This window comes from Aggregatibacter aphrophilus ATCC 33389, assembly GCF_900636915.1.
GTDB classification, from domain to species: Bacteria; Pseudomonadota; Gammaproteobacteria; order Enterobacterales; family Pasteurellaceae; genus Aggregatibacter; species Aggregatibacter aphrophilus.
Genome location: NZ_LR134327.1, coordinates 2,274,294 through 2,294,604, shown reverse-complemented (window position 1 = coordinate 2,294,604; position 20,311 = coordinate 2,274,294). Strand labels below are relative to the sequence as shown.

Here is a 20,311-nt window from a genome sequence, read left to right as displayed (position 1 = left end):
GTATAAAAAACACACTTTCCAAACGCATTAAAAGTGCGTATGATAGCACGCCTTGTCAGTTGGCAAGGGAGTTTGATTAAGTAATTGAAGCGTAGTGGAGTCGTGAGTGCATATCGGTTTTTATCAATTAAAAAATCGCATTTTGCTAGCGCCCATGGCAGGGATTACCGATCAACCTTTTCGTCGAATTTGTGCAACTTATGGCGCAGGTTTGACCTTCTCAGAAATGATGTCAACCAACCCGCATGTGTGGCATACCGAGAAATCGAAATTGCGCTTGGCTCATCACCAAGAAGCAGGCATAAATGCCGTACAAATTGCGGGTTCAGATCCTGATGAAATGGCGCAAGCCGCTCAAGTGAATGTTGAATATGGCGCTCAGATTATTGATATTAATATGGGCTGTCCGGCAAAGAAGGTGAATCGTAAAATGGCGGGCTCCGCACTTTTACAATATCCCCAACTTGTTCGACAAATTCTTGAGACTGTAGTGAAATCTGTTGAGGTTCCGGTAACCTTAAAAATTCGCACAGGTTGGGATTTGGAAAATCGAAATTGTGTAGAAATTGCCAAAATCGCGGAACAAAGTGGTATTCAAGCGTTAACCATTCATGGTCGTACCCGCGCCTGTAAATTTGAAGGCGATGCGGAATATGAACATATTCGATTGGTGAAACAACAGGTTTCCATTCCGGTGATTGCTAACGGCGATATTACTTCTGCCCAAAAAGCCAAAGCGGTGCTCGATTACACGGGCGCTGATGGCATTATGATCGGACGTGGAGCATTGGGTCGACCTTGGTTATTTCAATCTGTCGTTGGGCTAGTGGAACATGATTCGACTATTCAGGAACCAAGTTCAGAAGAAAAATGTCGTGTAATTTTGCAGCATATCCGTGAATTGCATCGCTTTTACGGAGTAGAAAAAGGCTACCGAATTGCACGCAAGCATATTGCTTGGTATTTACAGGACATTCAACCCGATTCTGTTTTTAAACAAGATTTTAATGCGATAACTTCTGCTTCGGCACAATTAGCCGCATTAGAACGATTTTTTAGTTTAATTTGATTTAATTAATGGATAGAAAAATGTTAGAACAACGTAATCCGGCGGAAGCATTAACTGTTTCAGTGCTGAATTCTCAATCTCAAGTAACCAACAAACCATTGCGCGACTCTGTAAAACAAGCGTTAAGAAATTATTTATCCCAATTAGACGGTCAAGATGTGAATGATCTGTATGAATTGGTATTGGCAGAAGTCGAACACCCAATGTTGGATATGGTTATGCAATATACTCGCGGCAATCAAACCCGCGCTGCAACAATGCTCGGCATCAACCGTGGCACCTTGCGTAAAAAATTAAAAAAATACGGTATGGGTTAGTTTTGAACTCAATTTTTGACCATCGCCCTTGTCGTTCTGGCAGGGGTTTTTTTGTGCTTTTTTTCTGGCATCATGTAGATTTCTACAAGACGTTTGCTGAGCTTATCTAAGCATTGGTCTTGCTTTACTCGAAAGGCTGAAATTTACAGTCTCAGTGACCGGAATTTCAGGTTTATAACGATCAAATTTCCCGCTTATTTTTTCTTGCGCAAACGTTTTCGTTTACCCCAAATTCCTTTATAATAGCCCGCAATTTCTGTTTCAATTCAACCTCAAAGGTAATCCTCATGTTCCAAACTTTCCGTGGCTCACCTGCCTTTTCCGAATTCCGTATTAATGGCTTAATGCAAAAATTCCAACAGCAACAATTACCGGTGAAATCCGTGTATGCGGAGTATGTGCATTTTGTGGCATTAAACTCTGCACTTTCTGCTGAACAGGAAACTAAACTGAAAGCCTTGTTGCATTACGGACCTACCCTTGCCGAACATGAAGCTAAAGGGGAAAGTTTTATTGTGATTCCGCGCGTTGGCACCATTTCTTCTTGGTCGTCTAAAGCCACCGACATCGCCCATAACTGCGGCTTAAATGAGGTGGAACGCATTGAACGTGGTTTGGCATATTACTTTGAATTGACACAGCCGTTAGATGAAAAAACAACGGAAAAACTGACCGCACTTTTACATGACCGCATGATGGAAACCGTGGTTCGCAAGGCAGACGAGGCGAAAGTGTTGTTCCGTCAACAAGAACCGAAGCCGTTCAAAACCGTGGATATTTTAAACGGTGGACGCAGTGCTTTAGAAAGTGCCAACGTGGAGCTGGGCTTGGCATTGGCGGAAGATGAAATCGATTATTTGATGGAAAATTTCACCGCACTTGGACGCAACCCGCACGACATTGAGCTGTATATGTTCGCGCAAGCCAACTCGGAACACTGCCGCCATAAAATTTTTAATGCCGACTGGATTATCGACGGTAAAAAACAGGACAAATCCCTGTTCAAAATGATCAAAAATACCTTTGAGAAAACCCCTGATTTTGTGCTTTCCGCGTATAAAGACAACGCAGCGATCATGGAAGGCTCCAAAGCGGGACGTTTCTTCTCGGATCAAGACGGCATTTACCGTTATCACAATGAAGACACCCATATTTTAATGAAGGTGGAAACCCACAACCACCCGACCGCTATTTCTCCGTTCCCGGGCGCGGCAACCGGCTCCGGTGGCGAAATCCGTGACGAAGGGGCTACCGGTCGTGGCGCCAAACCAAAAGCGGGTTTGGTGGGCTTCTCTGTATCCAACTTATGCATACCAAACTTTGAACAACCTTGGGAAGCGCCGCTTTCTAAACCGAACCGTATTGCTTCCGCCTTAGACATTATGCTGGAAGGCCCGTTAGGTGGCGCGGCGTTTAACAACGAATTTGGTCGTCCGGCATTGCTTGGTTATTTCCGTACTTACGAACAAAAAGTGACTAGCTTCAACGGTGAAGAAGTGCGCGGCTACCACAAACCAATCATGTTGGCAGGCGGTATCGGCAACATTCGTGCCGAACACGTGCAAAAAGGCGACATTCCGGTGGGCGCAAAACTGGTTGTACTTGGTGGACCGGCGATGAACATCGGCTTGGGCGGTGGTGCAGCGTCTTCGATGGCATCCGGTAAATCCAAAGAAAACTTGGATTTCGCCTCCGTACAACGGGATAACCCAGAAATGGAACGTCGTTGCCAAGAAGTGATCGACCGTTGCTGGCAGTTAGGCGAGGAGAACCCGATTGCCTTTATTCATGATGTAGGCGCAGGCGGGTTATCCAACGCCATGCCGGAATTGGTGCATGACGGCGGCCGTGGCGGTAAATTTGAACTCCGCAAAATCTTAAGTGACGAGCGTGAAATGAGCCCATTGGAAATCTGGTGTAACGAATCTCAAGAGCGTTATGTGCTTGCAATTCATCCGGAAAAACTACCGCACTTTGAGGAACTCTGCCGCCGTGAACGCGCGCCTTATGCGGTGATCGGCGAAGCCACGGAAGAAGAACACTTAACCTTACATGACGAGCATTTCAACAACAATCCGATTGATTTACCAATGGGCGTGTTGCTCGGTAAAACCCCGAAAATGACCCGCGACGTGCAAACCGCTAGCGTTAACAGCGAACCCCTTGAACAAAGCCAAATTCAATTAAAAGAAGCGTTACATCGCGTACTTCGTTTGCCGGCGGTGGCAGAAAAAACCTTCTTAATCACCATCGGTGACCGCACCGTGACCGGCATGGTGGCACGTGATCAGATGGTCGGCCCGTGGCAAGTGCCGGTGGCCGACTGCGCGGTGACCACGGCGACATTAGACAGCTACTACGGCGAAGCCATGTCCATGGGCGAACGCACGCCGGTAGCATTGCTAGATTTCGCCGCATCTGCCCGTTTAGCCGTGGCAGAATCCTTAACCAACATTGCTGCCACGAATATCGGCGACATTAAACGCATTAAATTGTCTGCCAACTGGATGTCCGCAGCAGGTCACAAAGGCGAAGACGCGGGTTTATATGCCGCGGTGAAAGCCGTGGGCGAAGAGCTTTGCCCGCAATTATGCTTAACCATTCCGGTAGGTAAAGACTCTATGTCCATGAAAACCACTTGGCAGGAAAACGGCGAGCAAAAAAGCGTGACCTCACCGCTTTCTTTGATTATCAGCGCCTTTGCACGCGTAGAAGACGTGCGCAAAACCGTCACCCCACAATTACGCACTGACAAGGGTCAATCCCGCTTGTTGTTGGTGGATTTGGGCGAAGGCAACAACCGCTTGGGCGCTACGGCGTTAGCGCAGGTGTATGCCCAACTTGGCGACAAACCTGCGGATGTGGTCAACGCCGATACACTGAAAAACTTCTTTAACGCTATGCAAGAGTTGGTGGCGCAAGAAAAATTATTGGCATACCACGACCGCTCCGACGGTGGTTTAATCGTCACCTTGGCGGAAATGGCATTTGCCGGACATTGTGGCGTGGCTGTGGATATCAGCGCCTTGGGCGACAACGATTTAGCGGTGTTATTTAATGAAGAATTGGGCGCGGTGATTCAAGTGCGCGACAGCGATTTGAGTCTTGTGCGCGATGTCTTCGCTAAACACAATGTGTTGCATTTGGTGAAAGAATTGGGCGCCGTGACTGAAGACGACGAAATCGAAATCACCCGTGGCAACAAAGTGTTGCTCAATGAAAAACGTTCCGACTTGCGTGGCATTTGGGCGGAATTGACCCATCAAATGCAACGCTTACGCGACAACCCGGAATGTGCCGACCAAGAATTTGCGGCGAAGAAAAATCCGCAGGACAAAGGCTTCTCCGCCCATTTAACCTACGACCCAAGCGAAGACATTGCTGCGCCTTATATTGCCACCGGAAAACGCCCGAAAGTGGCGGTATTGCGTGAGCAAGGCGTCAACAGCCATGTTGAAATGGCGGCAGCATTTGACCGAGCCGGCTTTGAGGCTATCGATGTTCACATGAGCGACTTGCACAATCGCCGTTATGACTTGCAACACTTCAATGCCTTGGTGGCGTGCGGCGGCTTCTCTTACGGCGACGTGCTTGGTGCCGGTGGCGGTTGGGCAAAATCCATTTTATTTAACCCGCACTTACGGGATCAATTCAGCCAATTCTTTGAACGTGAAGATACGCTCGCACTTGGCATTTGTAACGGCTGTCAAATGCTTTCCACCTTGGCGGAAATCATCCCGGGCACAGAAAACTGGCCGCGTTTCGTACGCAATAAATCCGAACGTTTTGAAGCCCGCGCCGCCTTGGTTCGTATTAATGAAAGCAACTCTCTGTGGTTCCAAGGCATGGCAGGTTCCCATATGCCAATTGCCGTTTCCCACGGCGAGGGCAGAGTAGAATTCAAAACACCTGAAAATTTAACCGCACTTCAAGCACAAAACTTGATTGTGGCGCAATACATCAATAACAACCTCAACCCGACAGAAGTGTACCCAGTGAACCCGAATGGCTCCGCCCTCGGCATCACAGCGCTTTCCAACACCAACGGTCGTGTCGCCATCATGATGCCACACCCGGAACGTGTCTTCCGTACCGTGAGCAACTCATGGCATCCGGAAGAATGGGGAGAAGATGGGGCTTGGATGCGAATTTTTAGGAATGCGAGGGTGGTGTTGGGGTAATAATTAGAAAATATACCAATATGACTTACTGTTTTCATAGTATAGAAGGACTGATAAATGCCTATTAGATTCCAAAATTTACCGTTATTACTGAACGATATGAATCGGTTAGGATGGATTATAGATTCTTTTCCTTTTGAATATAATGGTAAGCAAACTATAGTAATTCTTACTCTTTATACTCAAAAAGAAAGAAAACCGAGTAACTATGCTCAAGCAAAAATAGAATTTATCAATCAAGATGATGCCAATCATAGTATAAGGGCATATGCGGATTTTTATGAAGTTCACTTCAATTCAGCAATAGAGTTTTTTGATTTCTTTGATATAAATCGACTTGATGGAAATAGATTTCGAGAAATCTTTATAAATTTTTCTGAATGTTTTGCTAGAGTTATTCCTATGCAAAAAGTGATTAATAAGCCACTATTAGAGCGAGAGCTTATAGGGCGAAGAGCAGAGGGCAATAACCCTAATGCTATCTACTGCTTTGATGTTAAAAGAAATGGAAAAAGAGCGAATGGTACCCCAAAATCTCGTACTATAAAAAATAGTAATAAAGCTGAAATGCTAAGACCTGAGCTATACCAAAGGTATAGATATGACCCAAATTTAAGTTTTTTCTTTAGTGATAACCCTGATGAAGAAAGAACAGACGAGGAAATTATTAATCTTGTTGCTACAAGATAATGTATCCCTATGATTAAACATACTTATGAAAATAACTTAAGGAGGAATTTATGGTGTCTATATTAAATAAAATAAAAGAAAGCTTTAACGTTCAGAAAAAAAGATGGTTCGCTTAAGGGACCATATGAAGCTTCTTTTACTCGAGATGCTATTATTGTCACTGATCTACAAGCAAATATTGCAGAAGGCGATATCATTATTCGTAAATTACCAAATGAAAATGATGAATATTACTATGTTACAAAGGTAGATTGTTATTCTAAAAGTCTAGGCTGTATCCCTCCTCATTACCACATAAAATTCACCCAAACTCCTCCATCACGACCAATGGAAAAAATATACAGAATATTAACATTCATGGTTCACAAAATGTTCAAATAGGAGACTATAACGCCCAAAACATTACTAATACGTTTGATGAGTTAATTCAGAAAATAGAGAACTCTACAGCTTCTGAAGCAGAAAAAGAAAACGTAAAATCTTTACTCAAGCAATTTCTATCTCACCCTCTCGTTGTTTCTATTTTAGGCTCAGCTACCGGAGCTTTACTGTAGTCTACCATTTTCCCCATGATAGCGCGCGTCTCCTGACGCGTGCTTTTCTTTTACTGTATTGATTTGGTACGCGTCGCGGGAGACGCGCACCAGCGCTATATATCAACACTCAAGTTTGGTGTTGTATTCCAATAAATTACGGAATATTTAATACAAAAGTGCGGTTGTTTTCAGCGACGTTTTTCACATATAAAAATACCGATGGTTTTTGCCATCGGTATTTTTTCTTTCGGTTTAGGCTATCTTATTCCAAGCCGATAATTTCCCAATTGTTGTGAGAAAGACCTTGGATTTTGCTTTTTTACGTTGGTGATGTAGTTGATCATCATGTTTTGGATGATGCCTTTTCGCGTCCCATCACCACTTTGGATTCCCACACCACAGGGATGTCTTGTCCTTCAAAGATGCCGCCTTTACCGTGGAGTTGGTTGAAGCGGTAGGAGTTCATACCCACTTTCAATTTCATGTCATCGGTGATCGGTTTGCCATTGGCTAAGGTTAAATCCACGATTTTTTGTCCGCTTGGTTTGCGTAAATCAATTTTGTATTTCACGCCGCCGAATAGAGCGTAGGTGACATATTTGGATTTTTTGCGCTCTGCGTTATAGCGATAATCGGTGTCGCCCGCTTGAACGGTATCGAAATAATCCGCTGACCATTCCATGTATTGTTTGAGCTGTTTGCCCGTCATTTCATAAACGGTCACATCACCGCCAGCATAGCGATAGTTAAAGATGATGTCTTTTTTCTTGATGTCACCTTTATCCATGCGGGCGTTTTGGTGGTCAAAAGAGAAAGACACAACGTCGGCATTGCTGTAATGACGCTCAACATCGTAGATGAAAGAAGACAGACCGGTGTCTTTGGCAAAGGCAATGGCTACGCCATGTTTTTTGCCTTGTGGCACCATTTCATTCTCTGCTTGGCCGATAACTACGTTATTTAATTCACGTAATTTCTCGTGATATGGTTTGTAGATTTCCACGATTTTTTCATCGGAAGCCAGATCTTTAACCGGTACGGTTTTGGCTTCTTTTTTCAGCAATTTCACTTCTTTTTTATCGTTGATATCAAACGTTAAATCCACTTCTGAAACCACGGTGCCGTAGCGGTGTGGTTCGGTGATTAAGGTTTCCTTTTTGTGATAAATCTGCGACGAATTATATCGGTTTGTATGGCACAAGCAATATGGATTCAGCAGTATATTTGCGCAGAAAGAAAAAACGCACTTAATAAACGAAGTAAGTGCGTTTGGTTTGAGATTTGGCTTGGCATTAGAGTAGTAATGCGGAACCCCATTTGATGATGTCGAAGAAGAATTTATTTTGATTGGTGGCCACGCCGTCAGTACTTTTTATCGTGCCATCAGGGTTTTTCTGCACCTCAATCATGCCATTTCTATATTGACCTTTTACCACTTCAAGATCGTCCAAGGCATTTTTTCTTAAAATATCGCATTGGGCTTTGTCCATGTCTTCCACTTTATCCTGTTTGAATTTTTTATACTGATAAGTGGCGTAACTCATGGATTTTTCATCCTCTTGAATGATTTTCACATATTTTTCACCGATGATGTTTTCTAACGGATAGAAGAAGATGTATTGAGAATGAATGTAAGCATCTTCTTTCGGGAAGTGTTGTTGCAAAATGCGGGTTAAGTTTGGGTAGATACATTGCTCCGCCTGCTTACTGGCGAAAGCCCAACGCTGAGCATCAGCATCAGATAACAAGTAATCCGCCTGTGCATATTCTGCTGGAATAGGCGATTGCTTTGTGCCGAAAAGAGAGCAACCCGCCATCAGTAACACGGCACCGGATAAAATAATTTTTTTCAACATTGTTAAACCTTTGGTAATTCATAACGAAAAAATTGCCGCTTATTCTAGCAATAAGTAGGCGATTTATAAATGATTTGTTTAAGCGAGCGAAAAGTGCGGTGATTTTTTTACGCGTTTTTTAAATAAAAAGCTGCCGATTAAAACCGGCAGCTTTGTTGTTTTGCTCAATTTAGCTTAATTGGCCGTGTGTTTTGGTTTGAAGAAAACCATGGTGAAAATTTGCAATAAGAATGCAAGCGCACCAAAGATGAATACGACGTCACCGACTAAACGCACCCAACGTAAGGTGTCGAATAACGGTTGTTGCATGAATTCTTCACTACGGGCATACCATAAGCCTTCAGAGATACTTGCGTAACCTTGAATGATACCGATTGGTAATAGGCTGGAGACGATCATTAAGATCAAACCGCCGTTAAGCAACCAGAAGCCCCATTTCATCAATTTGTCGTTGAATGGTGTGTTTGGACGCAAGTAACGTGCAATTAAGAACACGAAACCTAATGCCAAGAAACCATATACCCCGAATAATGCCGCGTGGGCGTGTACTGCGGTGGTGTTTAAGCCTTGGATGTAGTAGAGGGAAATCGGTGGGTTGATTAAGAAACCGAACACACCCGCCCCCAACATATTCCAGAAGGCAACGGCAACGAAGCAGTAGATAGGCCATTTTAAGCGATCCATCCATGGGGCTTTTTGTTTCATTTCCCAGTGTTCCCAGGCTTCGTGACCAAGTAAAACTAATGGGACAACTTCAAGCGCGGAGAAGGAGGCGCCCACAGCGATAATTGGCGTTGTCGCACCGGCGAAGTATAAGTGGTGGAAGGTTCCCGGGATACCGCCGATTAAGAACAATGCTGCTTCGGTGATGGTTGCTACGGTCGCTGTGCGACGGGAAACTAAACCTAAACTTACGAAGATGAAGGACAGTGCCGCCACGGAGAATACTTCAAAGAAGCCTTCTACCCAAAGGTGAACTACCCACCAACGCCAGTACTCCATCACGGATAAGTGTGTGTGTTCGCCGTAGAATAATGCCGGACCATAGAATAAGCCGATGGCGATAACGGAGGCGAAGAACAAGGCAAGTAAGTTTTTATCGCCAGGTTGTTTGAAGGCATTCACGGTACCGCGTAGCATTAATACCAACCAGAACAAGATACCGGCAAATTTCACCGCTTGCCAGAAACGACCTAAGTCGATGAATTCATAACCTTGATGACCGAACAAGAAGCTCCATTCTTCAGGAATGATGTGCGCAATGGCCAAATAGCTACCGGTGAAGGAGCCAACCACCAAGACGACCAGCGCCCAGAAGAGAACATCTACGCCAAGTTTTTGGTATTTCGGATCTTTACCGCCGTTGATAATCGGTGCAAGGAATAAACCACCGGCCAAGAATGCCATGGCGATCCAGAATAATGCCGCTTGAATGTGCCAGGTACGTACTAAAGAATATGGAAGATATTGGGAAATATCCAAACCATAGAATTCCTGACCTTCAACCGTGTAGTGTGCCACAACGGCACCTAAGTTCACTTGCACGAAGAAAAGCGCAAGTACGGTAAACAAATATTTACCTAAGGCTTTTTGTGATGGCGTTAATTGCAATTTAGTTAGCGGGTCAACTTCCGGGGAAATCGGATCTTTTTCATCTTCACGACGTTTAAATGACCAAATCCACACCACGAAACCAATACCGGCAATAAGGAAGACGATACTGGCGATAGACCACATGACGTTTTCCGGTGTCGGCACGTTATTGATTAACGGCTCATGCGGCCAGTTGTTAGTGTAAGTGGCATGGGTATTCGGACGCTCTGCGGAGGCAGTCCATGCTGTCCAGAAGAAGAATTTTGCTAAATCTTGACGGGCTTCTAAGCTCGGCAAGGTATTGTCTTTCATGGCGAAGTGTTCACGCGTTGCTTTGCTCGCAGGATCATCACCATATAAAGAAATATAATATTGCGCTGTTTTATCCATTGCCGCTAAACGGTTGGCGGAAAGCACTACTGTGCCATTTTCGTCAACTTTACTGCCGCGGTATTCTTTGGTTAAACGGTTTTTTAGGATGGTTTGTTGATCATCATTTAAATCGGCGAAGTTTTTGCCGTATTCTTGATTTGCAACAATGTCTAACCAGTTGGTTAATTCACGGTGTAGCCAGTCGGCGGTCCAGTCCGGTGCTTGATATGCGCCATGGCCCCAAACGGAACCTAACTGCATACCACCGGTGGTTTGCCAAGCGGTTTGACCGTGTAAAATATTGTCATGTGTGATAACCGGTTCGCCTTGTTCCGTCACATATTGTTTCGGAATCGGCGGAGCTTCACGATAGATTTCAAACCCGTAGTAACCGAGAATAGAGAATGCTCCTATTAACACGGCAACTAACAGGAACCAGAACTTTTTATACTGTCCCATTTTATCACTCCTAGATTATTAAATAGATTAGGGTATTACGGAATTTATGCGCGCATTGCATAACTAGAATAGGAACAATGAGATACGTTAGATAACGTGAAGAGATTATTCCCACAGAAGTAATAAAAGTCAGATATGCAAAGTGGCATAAAGCAGGTTTTACATATTTCAGTAAAATACCTGAGTAATTATATCGGATTTATAATCTAAGCGTATTACCGAATAGTGGTTAATTCAAAATAACTGACGGCTTTTTGATCTAAAACAAATGACCGCACTTAGAAAAGTGCGGTCATTATTTTTAGTATTTTGGCGGTTGCCGAAATTTTGCTAGGTTTTTTAGTCTTTAAATGAGTCTTTTAAGCGTTCGTCCGCACGGCGGGCTTCGCCTTTATGTTGTAGTTTATTCAGTTGTCTTTCCAGTTTTTCTTCCACATCGTTAATGGCTTTATACATATCTTCCGATTCTGCACTGGCAAGCAAATTGCCGTTTGGCGTGCCGATTGAGGCTTCCACGGAAAAACCTTTCGGCGTTTTATTTAAAATAAAGTGGGGATTAATTAATTGGGTTTGCCATTTCTCTAATTTGGCAAGGCGATCTTCAACGTGAGCACGAATTGCAGGGGTGATATCCATTTGTTTGCTGGTGATATTTAATGTCATAGCATTTACCTCTTATTGTGAATGGGTCGAGCGACCCGGTTGAAATCCTTAGCTACAACATAGTTATGTTGATCTGATTTTTCAAGAGGTTTTTCAGTGGTTTGATGAGAAAAGTTAAAAAACATGATCCAGGTCTGAAAATTGAAAAAAGAAACTTTTTTTGCAGAGGAAAATTGTTATGATAAAGCGGATATTGCATTGAATATCCACTTTATCTTTCATGCAATTAAGCCATTTCATCACGATCCGACTTGTCGATGCTCAAGCGGGTGAAATAGTCCTTGGTTTCTTCAATAATGACTTTTCTCAGGCCGATTAATGCGATTAAGTTAGGAATCGCCATTAGGCCGTTCACAATGTCCGCCAAAATCCAAATTAAGTTTAAGTGAATGAATGAACCAAAGCCGACTAAAATGATAAATGCTATACGATAGAACTTAATGCCTTTGATGCCGACCAAATACACGAAACAGCGTTCACCGTAATAACACCATCCTAGAATCGTGGTAAAGGCGAAGAATAATAAGCCGACGGTGACAATGGTCGCACCGATAGATGAACCCAAACCTTGCGAGAAAGCGTAGTTCGTCACAGCGGCTCCCGCCATGCCAGGTGCTTGCCATGCGCCGGTAAGCACTAATACGATTCCCGTCATGGTGCAGACGATGATGGTATCAAGGAATGTCCCTGTCATAGAAATCAGTCCTTGACGTACCGGCTCTTTAGTTTGCGCGGCGGCAGCGGCGATCGGTGCGCTTCCCAAGCCGGATTCATTGGAGAAAATCCCCCGCGCCACGCCTGACTGAATAGCTTTCATTACCGTGAAACCAAGTGCACCGCCCAACGCGGCCTGAGGGTTAAAGGCGCTGTGTAAAATCAAGCCAAGTGCGGTCGGAATTTTATCTAAATTTAACAGAATGATGATGATGGATGTCGCCACATAAAATACCGCCATAAACGGTACGATGTAAGATGACACCAACGCAATGCGCTTCACACCGCCAAGAATGATTAACCCGACAAGCAAAGTAATGATGGCGGCTGTCATTTCTATCGGTACGTTGAATGTGTCGTTCATGGCGTGAGTAATGGCGTTGACTTGCGGGAAGGTGCCGATGCCGAAAAAAGCCACCAATACGCCGAAGATGGCAAATAATTTGGCTAACCAGCCTAAGCCGAGGCCGCGTTCGATGTAATACATCGGACCGCCCGCCATAAAGCCATTTTTGTCACGCACGCGATATTTCACCGCCAGTAAACATTCCGCATATTTGGTTGCCATACCGAGTAATGCGACCAACCACATCCAGAAAATGGCACCCGGACCACCGGCTTGCACGGCTGTGGCAACCCCCACGATATTCCCCGTACCGATAGTGGCGGCGAGGGCCGTACATAAGGCGGCGAAAGAGGACACATCCCCTTTTTGCTGAAGACCGTAATCTCGCTTGAATAAATAACGCAATGCGCGCGGTAACTGTGTGATTTGAATAAAACCCAGCCGTAGCGTTAAATATAATCCCGTGCCGGATAATAAAATAAGTAGGGGCGGGCCCCACACGAATGTGTTTATTGCAGATAAAACGTCTTCTAATGACATTTGAGGTTCCTCGTAAATAACCTGATTACAAGGAGGCGAAAAGAATTTTGCGGATAGATAATAAAGAAAATAACCCAATAAAATTGAGTTATGCCAACCAAAATCTCCTGCCCCTGTCCTTTTGCCTGAGCGTTTGAAAAGCCTTTTTTTATGGCTTCTTTGCGCCTTCGGCGTCCGTGAGTGCTAAATGTTGCACACGGATCTCTCCAAGGGTTCGTCCAGTAACAGTCCCTGCCATCGCGCCTGAAAGATTTTACCTCGTCGGCGTGGGGTCAATTCCCCGCTCTCCAGCTACCTTCATCCGAACAATTTATGTTTGCACATAAAGTGCGGTGGATTTTAGCAAGATAATGTCAAAATCTCAATCTTACGGGTTATCACGCTGCCATTTTTTTGCAATATAACTGCAGCTTGGTACTAATTTCAGTTGATTTTCTTGAATAAAAGCGACCAACGCTTGATATAACTTATCCGCCACACCTTGTCCGCGCAAGGTTTCGGACACATAAGTATGATTGGCATTAATCGTTTTTTCATCGATAAAATAATAGGTTAACTCCGCAACGCGTTGTTGTTGATCATCTAAAATAAAAAAGGCGCCTTGCGCGTGATTTTCTTCATGTTGAATTTGCATTAGTGTTTCACCCAATCGCTGTCTTCATTTAATAAACCGTTTTCGGCAAAATCGGCGGTATCACAAGGAATCGCTTTTTCTTCCGCCGCCCATTCTCCCAAATCAATTAACTGGCATCGTTTGCTACAAAATGGCCGGTAGAGGCTTTGTTCCGACCATTCAACCTGTTTATGACAAATCGGGCAAGGCACACTAAAGGTTTCGTCAGTCATTAAATTTCTCCGCAAGTTGTAAATAATGATGGTGCAAGTCTAACACTTTTTGCTTTAACTGCGGCAGGCTTTCGCTTAAATCCGCATCATTATTGATGACATCATCGGCGTGTTGTAGGCGCTCCGAGCGGCTGACTTGCGATTGCATGATATTTTTGATTAACGCTAATTGATTGTTATCGCGTTGACTTGCCCGCGTCAGTTGGGTTTGTTCGCTCACATCCACTACCAACACCCGTTGGCAAAGTGCGGTCAGTTTATTTTCTATTAATAGAGGCACCATAAAAATGCAATAAGGCGCACGTTGTTGTGCCAGTTGGTTAAGCATTTCGGTGCGAATGGCGGGGTGTAATAATTGATTCAGCCATTGCTTTTCGGTTTCGTGATTAAACACCTTTTCTCGCAAGGCGGCGCGATTGAGTTCGCCGTTTTCTAACAGCATTTCCCTGCCAAAGTGTGCAACGATTTGTTGTAACAAAGGCGAGCCTTTTTCTACTACCTGACGCGCCACAATATCGGCGTCAATGACCGGTACACCAAGTTCGGCGAATAATTTGGCGATGGTGCTTTTGCCGCTACCGATTCCCCCTGTGAGACCTACCACATAAGTCATGTTGATTTCCTGAAAAGCCTATTGAGAATGTGCAGATCATAAGGCCATGGACTCAATTAAGCAACCGACACAGTACTCCGGACAAGGAAAGAAACGGGCCGAAAGGAATGGTCGTTAAGTGACGTTTGTTTAGCTTGCCGTAAAGCGCATAAACCAAGCCCGAAAGGCAGGCAAGTAATAAAAAGGCGGGTAATTGCTCATAAGAGAAAAACGCGCCTAATCCCAAGGCGAGCCAACAATCGCCACGCCCGAAGGCTTCTTGTTTGTAATACCCTTTGGCGCCGTAGTAGATAAGAGAAAAAACGGCGAAAAAAATGACCGCACTTTGCAGGCTTTGTTCCAGTGTGAGGGGTGTAATTTGCCAATAGGCTGCGCCTAATCCGAGGGCAAACAGGTTTTGGCATAGGGCGGGTGAAATTAAGCGATAATACCCATCTACCACCGAGATGGCGAATAATAAACTACAAAAACACGCCCAACATATCGCCGTGAAGATGTCCTCGTTTAGCCAATAGCAAAGGGCAAATAACAAGGCGAAAAAGAGGCAGTAATAAGGTTGGGAAATCTTGGTTTTCATGGGCGTTAATATGGATTTCTCCGGCGCAAAGTGCGGTGGGTTTTCTGGGTAGATTTCAATGTAGGCGGCATGAATTTCTTGGCTTAAACGAAAAGCAAAGTGATGCACATAGCCATAAATCACGCGCCCTATAAGCCAGCCTGCGAATACAAATGCTATGCCTATCATTGTACCAACGCGCCCATATTGAAAATCGGCAAATACATTCCGAGCATAATTAAGCCGATAAGCCCACCGATAATGACCATCAATAGCGGCTCCAGCATTTGTGACAACAGATCGATCTGATAGTCCAATTGTTGTTGATGGTCGTTGGCAATAAATTGCAACATTTTAGGGAGCTGACCACTTTGTTCGCCCACCTGTAGCATTTGTTGTGCCGCCAACGGAAAAATATGACCGCTCACACTGGCGGAGAAGGCATAACCTTGTTGTAGCCAGTGTAAAATGGATTGCACTTCTTCGATTAACAGCCAATTGCCTTGCACGTTTGGCGATCTTTGCCAACTTGGATTTTGTGGTAAAAACGACTGCAAAGCCTGATTCAGCGGCACGCCCGCCTGTAACATTAAAAATAAACTGCGGCTAAATCCCACCAAACGGGAAAGTTGCACGATGCGATTCACTACAGGCATGGCATTGATTAATCGAATTTTTTGCCGATTAAACCAAGGGGAGTGCTTTAGGCGGGCGCGAATAAATAGAGTAGTCAATGCCATACAAATCAACAGATGCAGCCAATAATCCTGTAATCCTTGCGACAGTGTGAGTAGCACCTGTGTGAAAGTCGGGAGTTGCGCGCTGCTATTGTCATACATCGCGGCGAATTGCGGCACGATAAACAGCAGTAAAAGTGCGGTTAAAATCAGCGATATGCCAAGTACCAACACTGGGTAAAGCAGAATTTTTTGAATCTTGCGTTGCAACGCCAATGCCTGCTGTTTGTGTTGCGCGATTTCATGGCATACGGTGGGTAACTTGCCCGTCATTTCACCGACTTTAAGCAATTGGCGATCTTGATAGGTCAAATATTGATTTTGTTTTTCTACGTTTTGTTTTTCTAAGGCTTGGGAAAATGCCAAACCGCTTTCAATATCCTTTAAAAGTTGGCGCAACCAAGCGTTTAGCGCAATATTGGTGCAATGTTGTAATAAAATTTGCAGACTATTTTTTAACGGAACCGCCGCTTGTAATAAGGTCGCCAACTGAGAAAGCAACGCACAGACTTCGGCGTTTTTAGGCTTGCTGTTTAATTGCCAATTTTGTTGCAGTTTAATATGTTGTAAACCGCGTGACATCAGCTGTTGTTGTGCTATCACGGGGCTTTCCGCCACGATAGTGCCTTTCTGCTTTTGCTGTAAACGGTTAACCCCGTGCCAGTTAAATAATTTCAGTTTACGCATTCGGTTGCCCCAATACCCGTTGCACTTCTGCTAAATCCGTCACTTGCGACTTCACTTTTTCTAAGGCGCTGGCATATAAATTCTGAAAATCTAATTGATAACTTTGGTTTTGTGACACATCAGGCTGAAGGAATTGATAAACACCGATTCGACCTTTGTAACCTTGATGACAATCGCAAAAACGCGTGGAATTTTCACCGCACTTTTGGCATCGTTTACGCACCAAGCGTTGGGCGATAACCAATAATAAACTGCTGTCGATTTCGTGTTGTTGAATGCCAAGCTGTTGTAGGCGTGAGATGGCTGAGGCAGCGTCATTGGTGTGTAACGTCGATAATACCAGATGCCCGGTTTGTGCCGCCCGTAAGGCCATAGCGGCACTTTCTTCGTCACGAATTTCACCCAGCATAATAATGTCGGGGTCTTGACGCAAAAAAGTGCGTAACAAACGACTGAAATCCAAGCCGATTTGAGGATTCACTTGGCTTTGTATAATGCCCGGCAATTGAATTTCAATGGGATCTTCTGCCGTCATAATATGCTTGTCGGGGGTATTGAGCCATTGTAATGCCGTATATAAAGAAATACTTTTACCGCTTCCCGTGGGGCCGGTGACTAAAATTAACCCTTGCGGTTGGCTAAGCGCATGACGAAATGTTTGTTGCTGTTGTTCCGTCATGCCCAGTTCGCTAAAAGCCAGTTGCACGGGGCGGTTCTGTTGTAAACGCAATACGGCTTTTTCACCAAAATGCGTAGCGAGTGTGGATAAGCGAAAATCCAAAATATCGGAAAACGTCGTTTTAAACTGAAACCGTCCGTCTTGCGGCAGGCGGGTTTCGCTGATGTCTAATTTAGCCAGTAATTTCAGACGGGAAATCAGTCGATTGGCGAGTGTCTGCGCAATGGTGTTTTGCACTTGTAATACGCCGTCAATACGAAAACGGACTTGTAAAAAATCCGCTTGCGGTTCTAAATGAATATCGGAGGCTTTTTTTGTTGTGGCGTTTTCAAAAATTTGATTAAGCAATTGAATCGTCGGCTCATCGGAGGATTGTTCTTGTTGCTCCTGAGGCGTGACGGAATAAAAGAGCGGTTGATTTTCATCGAGTTTTTCTCGATGTGGCGCCAAATCTTGCAGTGCCGTTTTTAACACGGCACTTTCAATGAGTACCGGCTCGATATTTTTCCCTGTTAAAAAGGAAAACGCTTCACAAGCGGCAAGGTTGGTTAAGGAATCCAATCCCAGCCATAATTTTTGTGGTTCTTCTTTTAATGGTAGCGCCAAATAACGCAAAAGGACGGTTTGCTGCTGTTGGTTTTGTTGCCATAACTCGGGCGTAATAGTAAATATGTCACCCTGTTGGCTACAGATAGAATAAGGTTGTTCCATCGAATGTTGCATCAAATCACCGTCCTTTTATCGGCAGTTATGAACAGAAGCCGGCCGGGAAGATGTCGGCGTTAGTGCTGCAAGAGGCTGTCCATGTGACGCCAGCAGTTGCAGAACCTGCCGCGGTTAGTGTGTAAGATACTTTATCCAAGCTGCCTTTTCCGACCACGGTAATGATGCCGCCTTTCACTGCGGTTGATTTCACATATTTTGCGGTAGCGTCGGCGACATCGGCTTGAATGCCATTTTTTCCGCCGGTGCAGTTCTCAACACTGCCCGTATTGTAAATGCACAGTTCGACTTCGGAACGAAGTGGAGCAGAGGCTTGTAACAATTCGGAAACTGCCGCTTTTTTGGTGTAATTTTGGTAAGATGGAATCGCGACAGTAGCCAAAATGGCGACAATCGCAATCACGATCATTAATTCAATTAATGTAAATCCTTTTTTAACGGATTTCACAGAAAGAAATGCTGACTGAATTTTCATAAAAAATACCTTTGTTAAAAAATAAAATGCACAAAATTTGGCAGGAGTATTTTGGCGGGCAAAGAAAACGCAGTGAAATTTCACCGCACTTTTGTGGGATCCTGATCGCAAAAATAAAATTCTCATGATGAAAAACACACTAAAAATTGATAAGGGTTGGTTGACCAATACGCGTAAAGTGGTTTCCCCCCATTTTGATGCGCGTCCCAATCCGCAAGATATTTCTTTATTGATTATTCATTACATCAGCCTTCCGCCGGAGCAGTTTGGCGGCAGTTACATTGATGATTTTTTTCAAGGCAAATTGGATCCCAATCGTCATCCTTATTTTGCCGAGATCAGTACACTTCGGGTGTCTGCGCATTGTTTGATTAATCGGGCAGGCGAGATAACCCAGTATGTGAATTTTAATGATCGTGCTTGGCACGCGGGCATTTCCTGTTTTGAGGGGCGGGAAAAATGTAATGATTTTGCCATCGGTATTGAATTGGAAGGGAGCAATGAACAGCCGTTTACGACACAACAATACGCGTCTTTACAGCGTTTAACACTGGAGATTATGCGGGCTTATCCGTTAATTACCAAAGAACGTATTGTCGGACATTGTGATGTCTCGCCGGAGCGGAAAATCGATCCCGGTCAGTATTTTGATTGGGCGACATATTTAGGTCAGTTATAAATTGAATAATAAATAGACAGCATAAAACGGCATTTGTAGGTTACCTAAAAATGCCGTTTGTTTTTTAGCATCTTAATGACCAATAAAGAAAATTTTTTATCAATTTTTTTCAAGGGATAAATGCCTCAAATTTATTTTGAGTTATCCCTTAACAAGAACACAAATTTATCCACAGAAATACTGAATAACTCACAAACCGGTTAAAAATAATCCCTTATGAAATCATGGAAAATGACGATGTTTATTTGCTAAACATGATTTGTTCAAAAAATACGAAGAAAATGGATAAAGTGTATCAGGTGGTTTTTTCTGTTTAAGATTTAAACAAAATGCCATTCATAGTGTTGCTATGAGATTTCATGAAAAATAAATGACAAATTATTGTGAATTTTTGCAGAGATATTCACAAGGTTATGCACAGCATGTGAATAAGTAAAAAAATACCTCAAGGGTTGCCTTGAGGTATTGGCGTTTATTTGACAAGTTCCACGGGCACTTTGACCACCAATTTTTTAATTTTGGCGGATTTACCGTCGACATTACAGCAAGGCTTGTGCGGCTCGTACGGATAGAAGACCACAAACATATTCGGCACTAACGTGAGGGTGCTTTTGTTTTCAATTTGTGGGGTAAGTTGATAATCGTCATCTTCACAGTAAGCATCATATTTGGCTAAATCAGGATAGGTCACACCGAATTCAATGTTTTCTACCCCTTGAATCAACACTTGAATATCCAAATACTTATGATGCAATTCCGCTTGTTTGCTATCAGCCTCGGCCAATTGAGGTTCCATCACGTTCATATAAATTTGATCGGTAATGTCATGACGACCAACGTCTAATTTTTCTAAATCCAAACCTTTTAAATACTCACAGGTTTCAGCAATGACTTTTGGTAAACCGAGCTTGAAATCGACGCGGGTTAAATCTCCAATTAACATAGTTTCTCCTTTTTTTTTTGAAAACTGGAGTGATTTT

At 43.9% G+C, this 20,311-nt stretch carries 17 protein-coding genes, 1 pseudogene and 1 riboswitch; of the genes and pseudogenes, 5 read left to right on the top strand and 13 right to left on the bottom strand.

The window, feature by feature from the left end:
- Positions 1–106: 106 nt before the first annotated feature.
- From dusB to EL144_RS10995, 4 genes are all read left to right on the top strand, one after another.
- Complete coding sequence (dusB, locus tag EL144_RS11010; protein WP_005704556.1) at positions 107–1,069, top strand: tRNA dihydrouridine synthase DusB; 963 nt, start codon at positions 107–109, stop codon at positions 1,067–1,069.
- A 20-nt stretch (positions 1,070–1,089) separates the two neighbouring features.
- Entirely contained in the window at positions 1,090–1,386 is a 297-nt protein-coding gene (gene fis / locus EL144_RS11005; protein WP_005701282.1) for a DNA-binding transcriptional regulator Fis, read from the top strand.
- A gap of 287 nt (positions 1,387–1,673) precedes the next feature.
- The gene (gene purL, locus EL144_RS11000; RefSeq protein ID WP_005704558.1) at positions 1,674–5,567 is read left to right on the top strand and encodes a phosphoribosylformylglycinamidine synthase; all 3,894 of its coding nucleotides are present in this window, start codon (positions 1,674–1,676) and stop codon (positions 5,565–5,567) included.
- 57 nt (positions 5,568–5,624) lie between these two features.
- The gene (locus EL144_RS10995) at positions 5,625–6,257 is read left to right on the top strand and encodes a DUF6037 family protein (RefSeq protein ID WP_005704559.1); all 633 of its coding nucleotides are present in this window, start codon (positions 5,625–5,627) and stop codon (positions 6,255–6,257) included.
- A gap of 798 nt (positions 6,258–7,055) precedes the next feature.
- On the opposite strand, the pseudogene EL144_RS10985 reads toward EL144_RS10995, so the two are convergent.
- The 12 genes and pseudogenes from EL144_RS10985 to EL144_RS10930 form a co-directional block, all read right to left on the bottom strand.
- Positions 7,056–7,949: pseudogene (locus EL144_RS10985) on the bottom strand (5'-nucleotidase C-terminal domain-containing protein); the annotation flags it as partial.
- 136 nt (positions 7,950–8,085) lie between these two features.
- Positions 8,086–8,649 carry a DUF5358 domain-containing protein gene (locus EL144_RS10980; RefSeq protein WP_005704561.1) on the bottom strand — a complete coding sequence of 188 codons (564 nt, stop codon included), beginning with the start codon at positions 8,647–8,649 and terminating at the stop codon, positions 8,086–8,088.
- Between the two features lie 174 nt (positions 8,650–8,823).
- Positions 8,824–11,073 carry a nitric-oxide reductase large subunit gene (locus EL144_RS10975; RefSeq protein ID WP_032995325.1) on the bottom strand — a complete coding sequence of 750 codons (2,250 nt, stop codon included), beginning with the start codon at positions 11,071–11,073 and terminating at the stop codon, positions 8,824–8,826.
- 339 nt (positions 11,074–11,412) lie between these two features.
- A complete protein-coding gene (gene raiA, locus EL144_RS10970; RefSeq protein WP_005704563.1) occupies positions 11,413–11,736 on the bottom strand; it encodes a ribosome-associated translation inhibitor RaiA in 324 nt (107 codons plus the stop codon).
- Between the two features lie 226 nt (positions 11,737–11,962).
- The gene (locus EL144_RS10965; RefSeq protein ID WP_032995327.1) at positions 11,963–13,336 is read right to left on the bottom strand and encodes an alanine/glycine:cation symporter family protein; all 1,374 of its coding nucleotides are present in this window, start codon (positions 13,334–13,336) and stop codon (positions 11,963–11,965) included.
- A 103-nt stretch (positions 13,337–13,439) separates the two neighbouring features.
- A riboswitch (glycine riboswitch) is annotated at positions 13,440–13,556 on the bottom strand.
- A 147-nt stretch (positions 13,557–13,703) separates the two neighbouring features.
- Positions 13,704–13,970: a GNAT family N-acetyltransferase gene (locus tag EL144_RS10960; RefSeq protein WP_005704566.1), complete on the bottom strand. Its 267-nt coding sequence runs from the start codon at positions 13,968–13,970 to the stop codon at positions 13,704–13,706.
- Positions 13,970–14,182 carry a DNA gyrase inhibitor YacG gene (gene yacG, locus EL144_RS10955; RefSeq protein WP_005701268.1) on the bottom strand — a complete coding sequence of 71 codons (213 nt, stop codon included), beginning with the start codon at positions 14,180–14,182 and terminating at the stop codon, positions 13,970–13,972. The genes EL144_RS10960 and yacG overlap by 1 nt, the downstream gene beginning before the upstream one ends.
- Positions 14,175–14,795, bottom strand: coding sequence for a dephospho-CoA kinase (gene coaE, locus EL144_RS10950; protein ID WP_005704567.1), 621 nt, complete (start codon positions 14,793–14,795; stop codon positions 14,175–14,177). Before coaE ends, yacG begins: the two co-directional genes overlap by 8 nt.
- Positions 14,796–14,847: 52 nt before the next feature.
- On the bottom strand, positions 14,848–15,540 hold the full coding sequence (locus EL144_RS10945) for a prepilin peptidase (RefSeq protein WP_032995328.1): 693 nt from the start codon (positions 15,538–15,540) through the stop codon (positions 14,848–14,850).
- Complete coding sequence (locus tag EL144_RS10940; RefSeq protein WP_005704569.1) at positions 15,537–16,775, bottom strand: type II secretion system F family protein; 1,239 nt, start codon at positions 16,773–16,775, stop codon at positions 15,537–15,539. Before EL144_RS10940 ends, EL144_RS10945 begins: the two co-directional genes overlap by 4 nt.
- The gene (locus EL144_RS10935) at positions 16,768–18,177 is read right to left on the bottom strand and encodes a GspE/PulE family protein (protein WP_005704570.1); all 1,410 of its coding nucleotides are present in this window, start codon (positions 18,175–18,177) and stop codon (positions 16,768–16,770) included. Before EL144_RS10935 ends, EL144_RS10940 begins: the two co-directional genes overlap by 8 nt.
- A gap of 25 nt (positions 18,178–18,202) precedes the next feature.
- The gene (locus EL144_RS10930; protein WP_005704571.1) at positions 18,203–18,652 is read right to left on the bottom strand and encodes a pilin; all 450 of its coding nucleotides are present in this window, start codon (positions 18,650–18,652) and stop codon (positions 18,203–18,205) included.
- 124 nt (positions 18,653–18,776) lie between these two features.
- On the opposite strand from EL144_RS10930, the gene ampD reads away from it, so the two are divergent.
- A complete protein-coding gene (gene ampD, locus EL144_RS10925) occupies positions 18,777–19,331 on the top strand; it encodes a 1,6-anhydro-N-acetylmuramyl-L-alanine amidase AmpD (protein WP_032995339.1) in 555 nt (184 codons plus the stop codon).
- Positions 19,332–19,803: 472 nt separating this feature from the next.
- On the opposite strand, the gene nanQ is transcribed toward ampD, so the two are convergent.
- Positions 19,804–20,274, bottom strand: coding sequence for an N-acetylneuraminate anomerase (gene nanQ, locus EL144_RS10920; protein WP_005704573.1), 471 nt, complete (start codon positions 20,272–20,274; stop codon positions 19,804–19,806).
- Between the last annotated feature and the right edge of the window lie 37 nt (positions 20,275–20,311).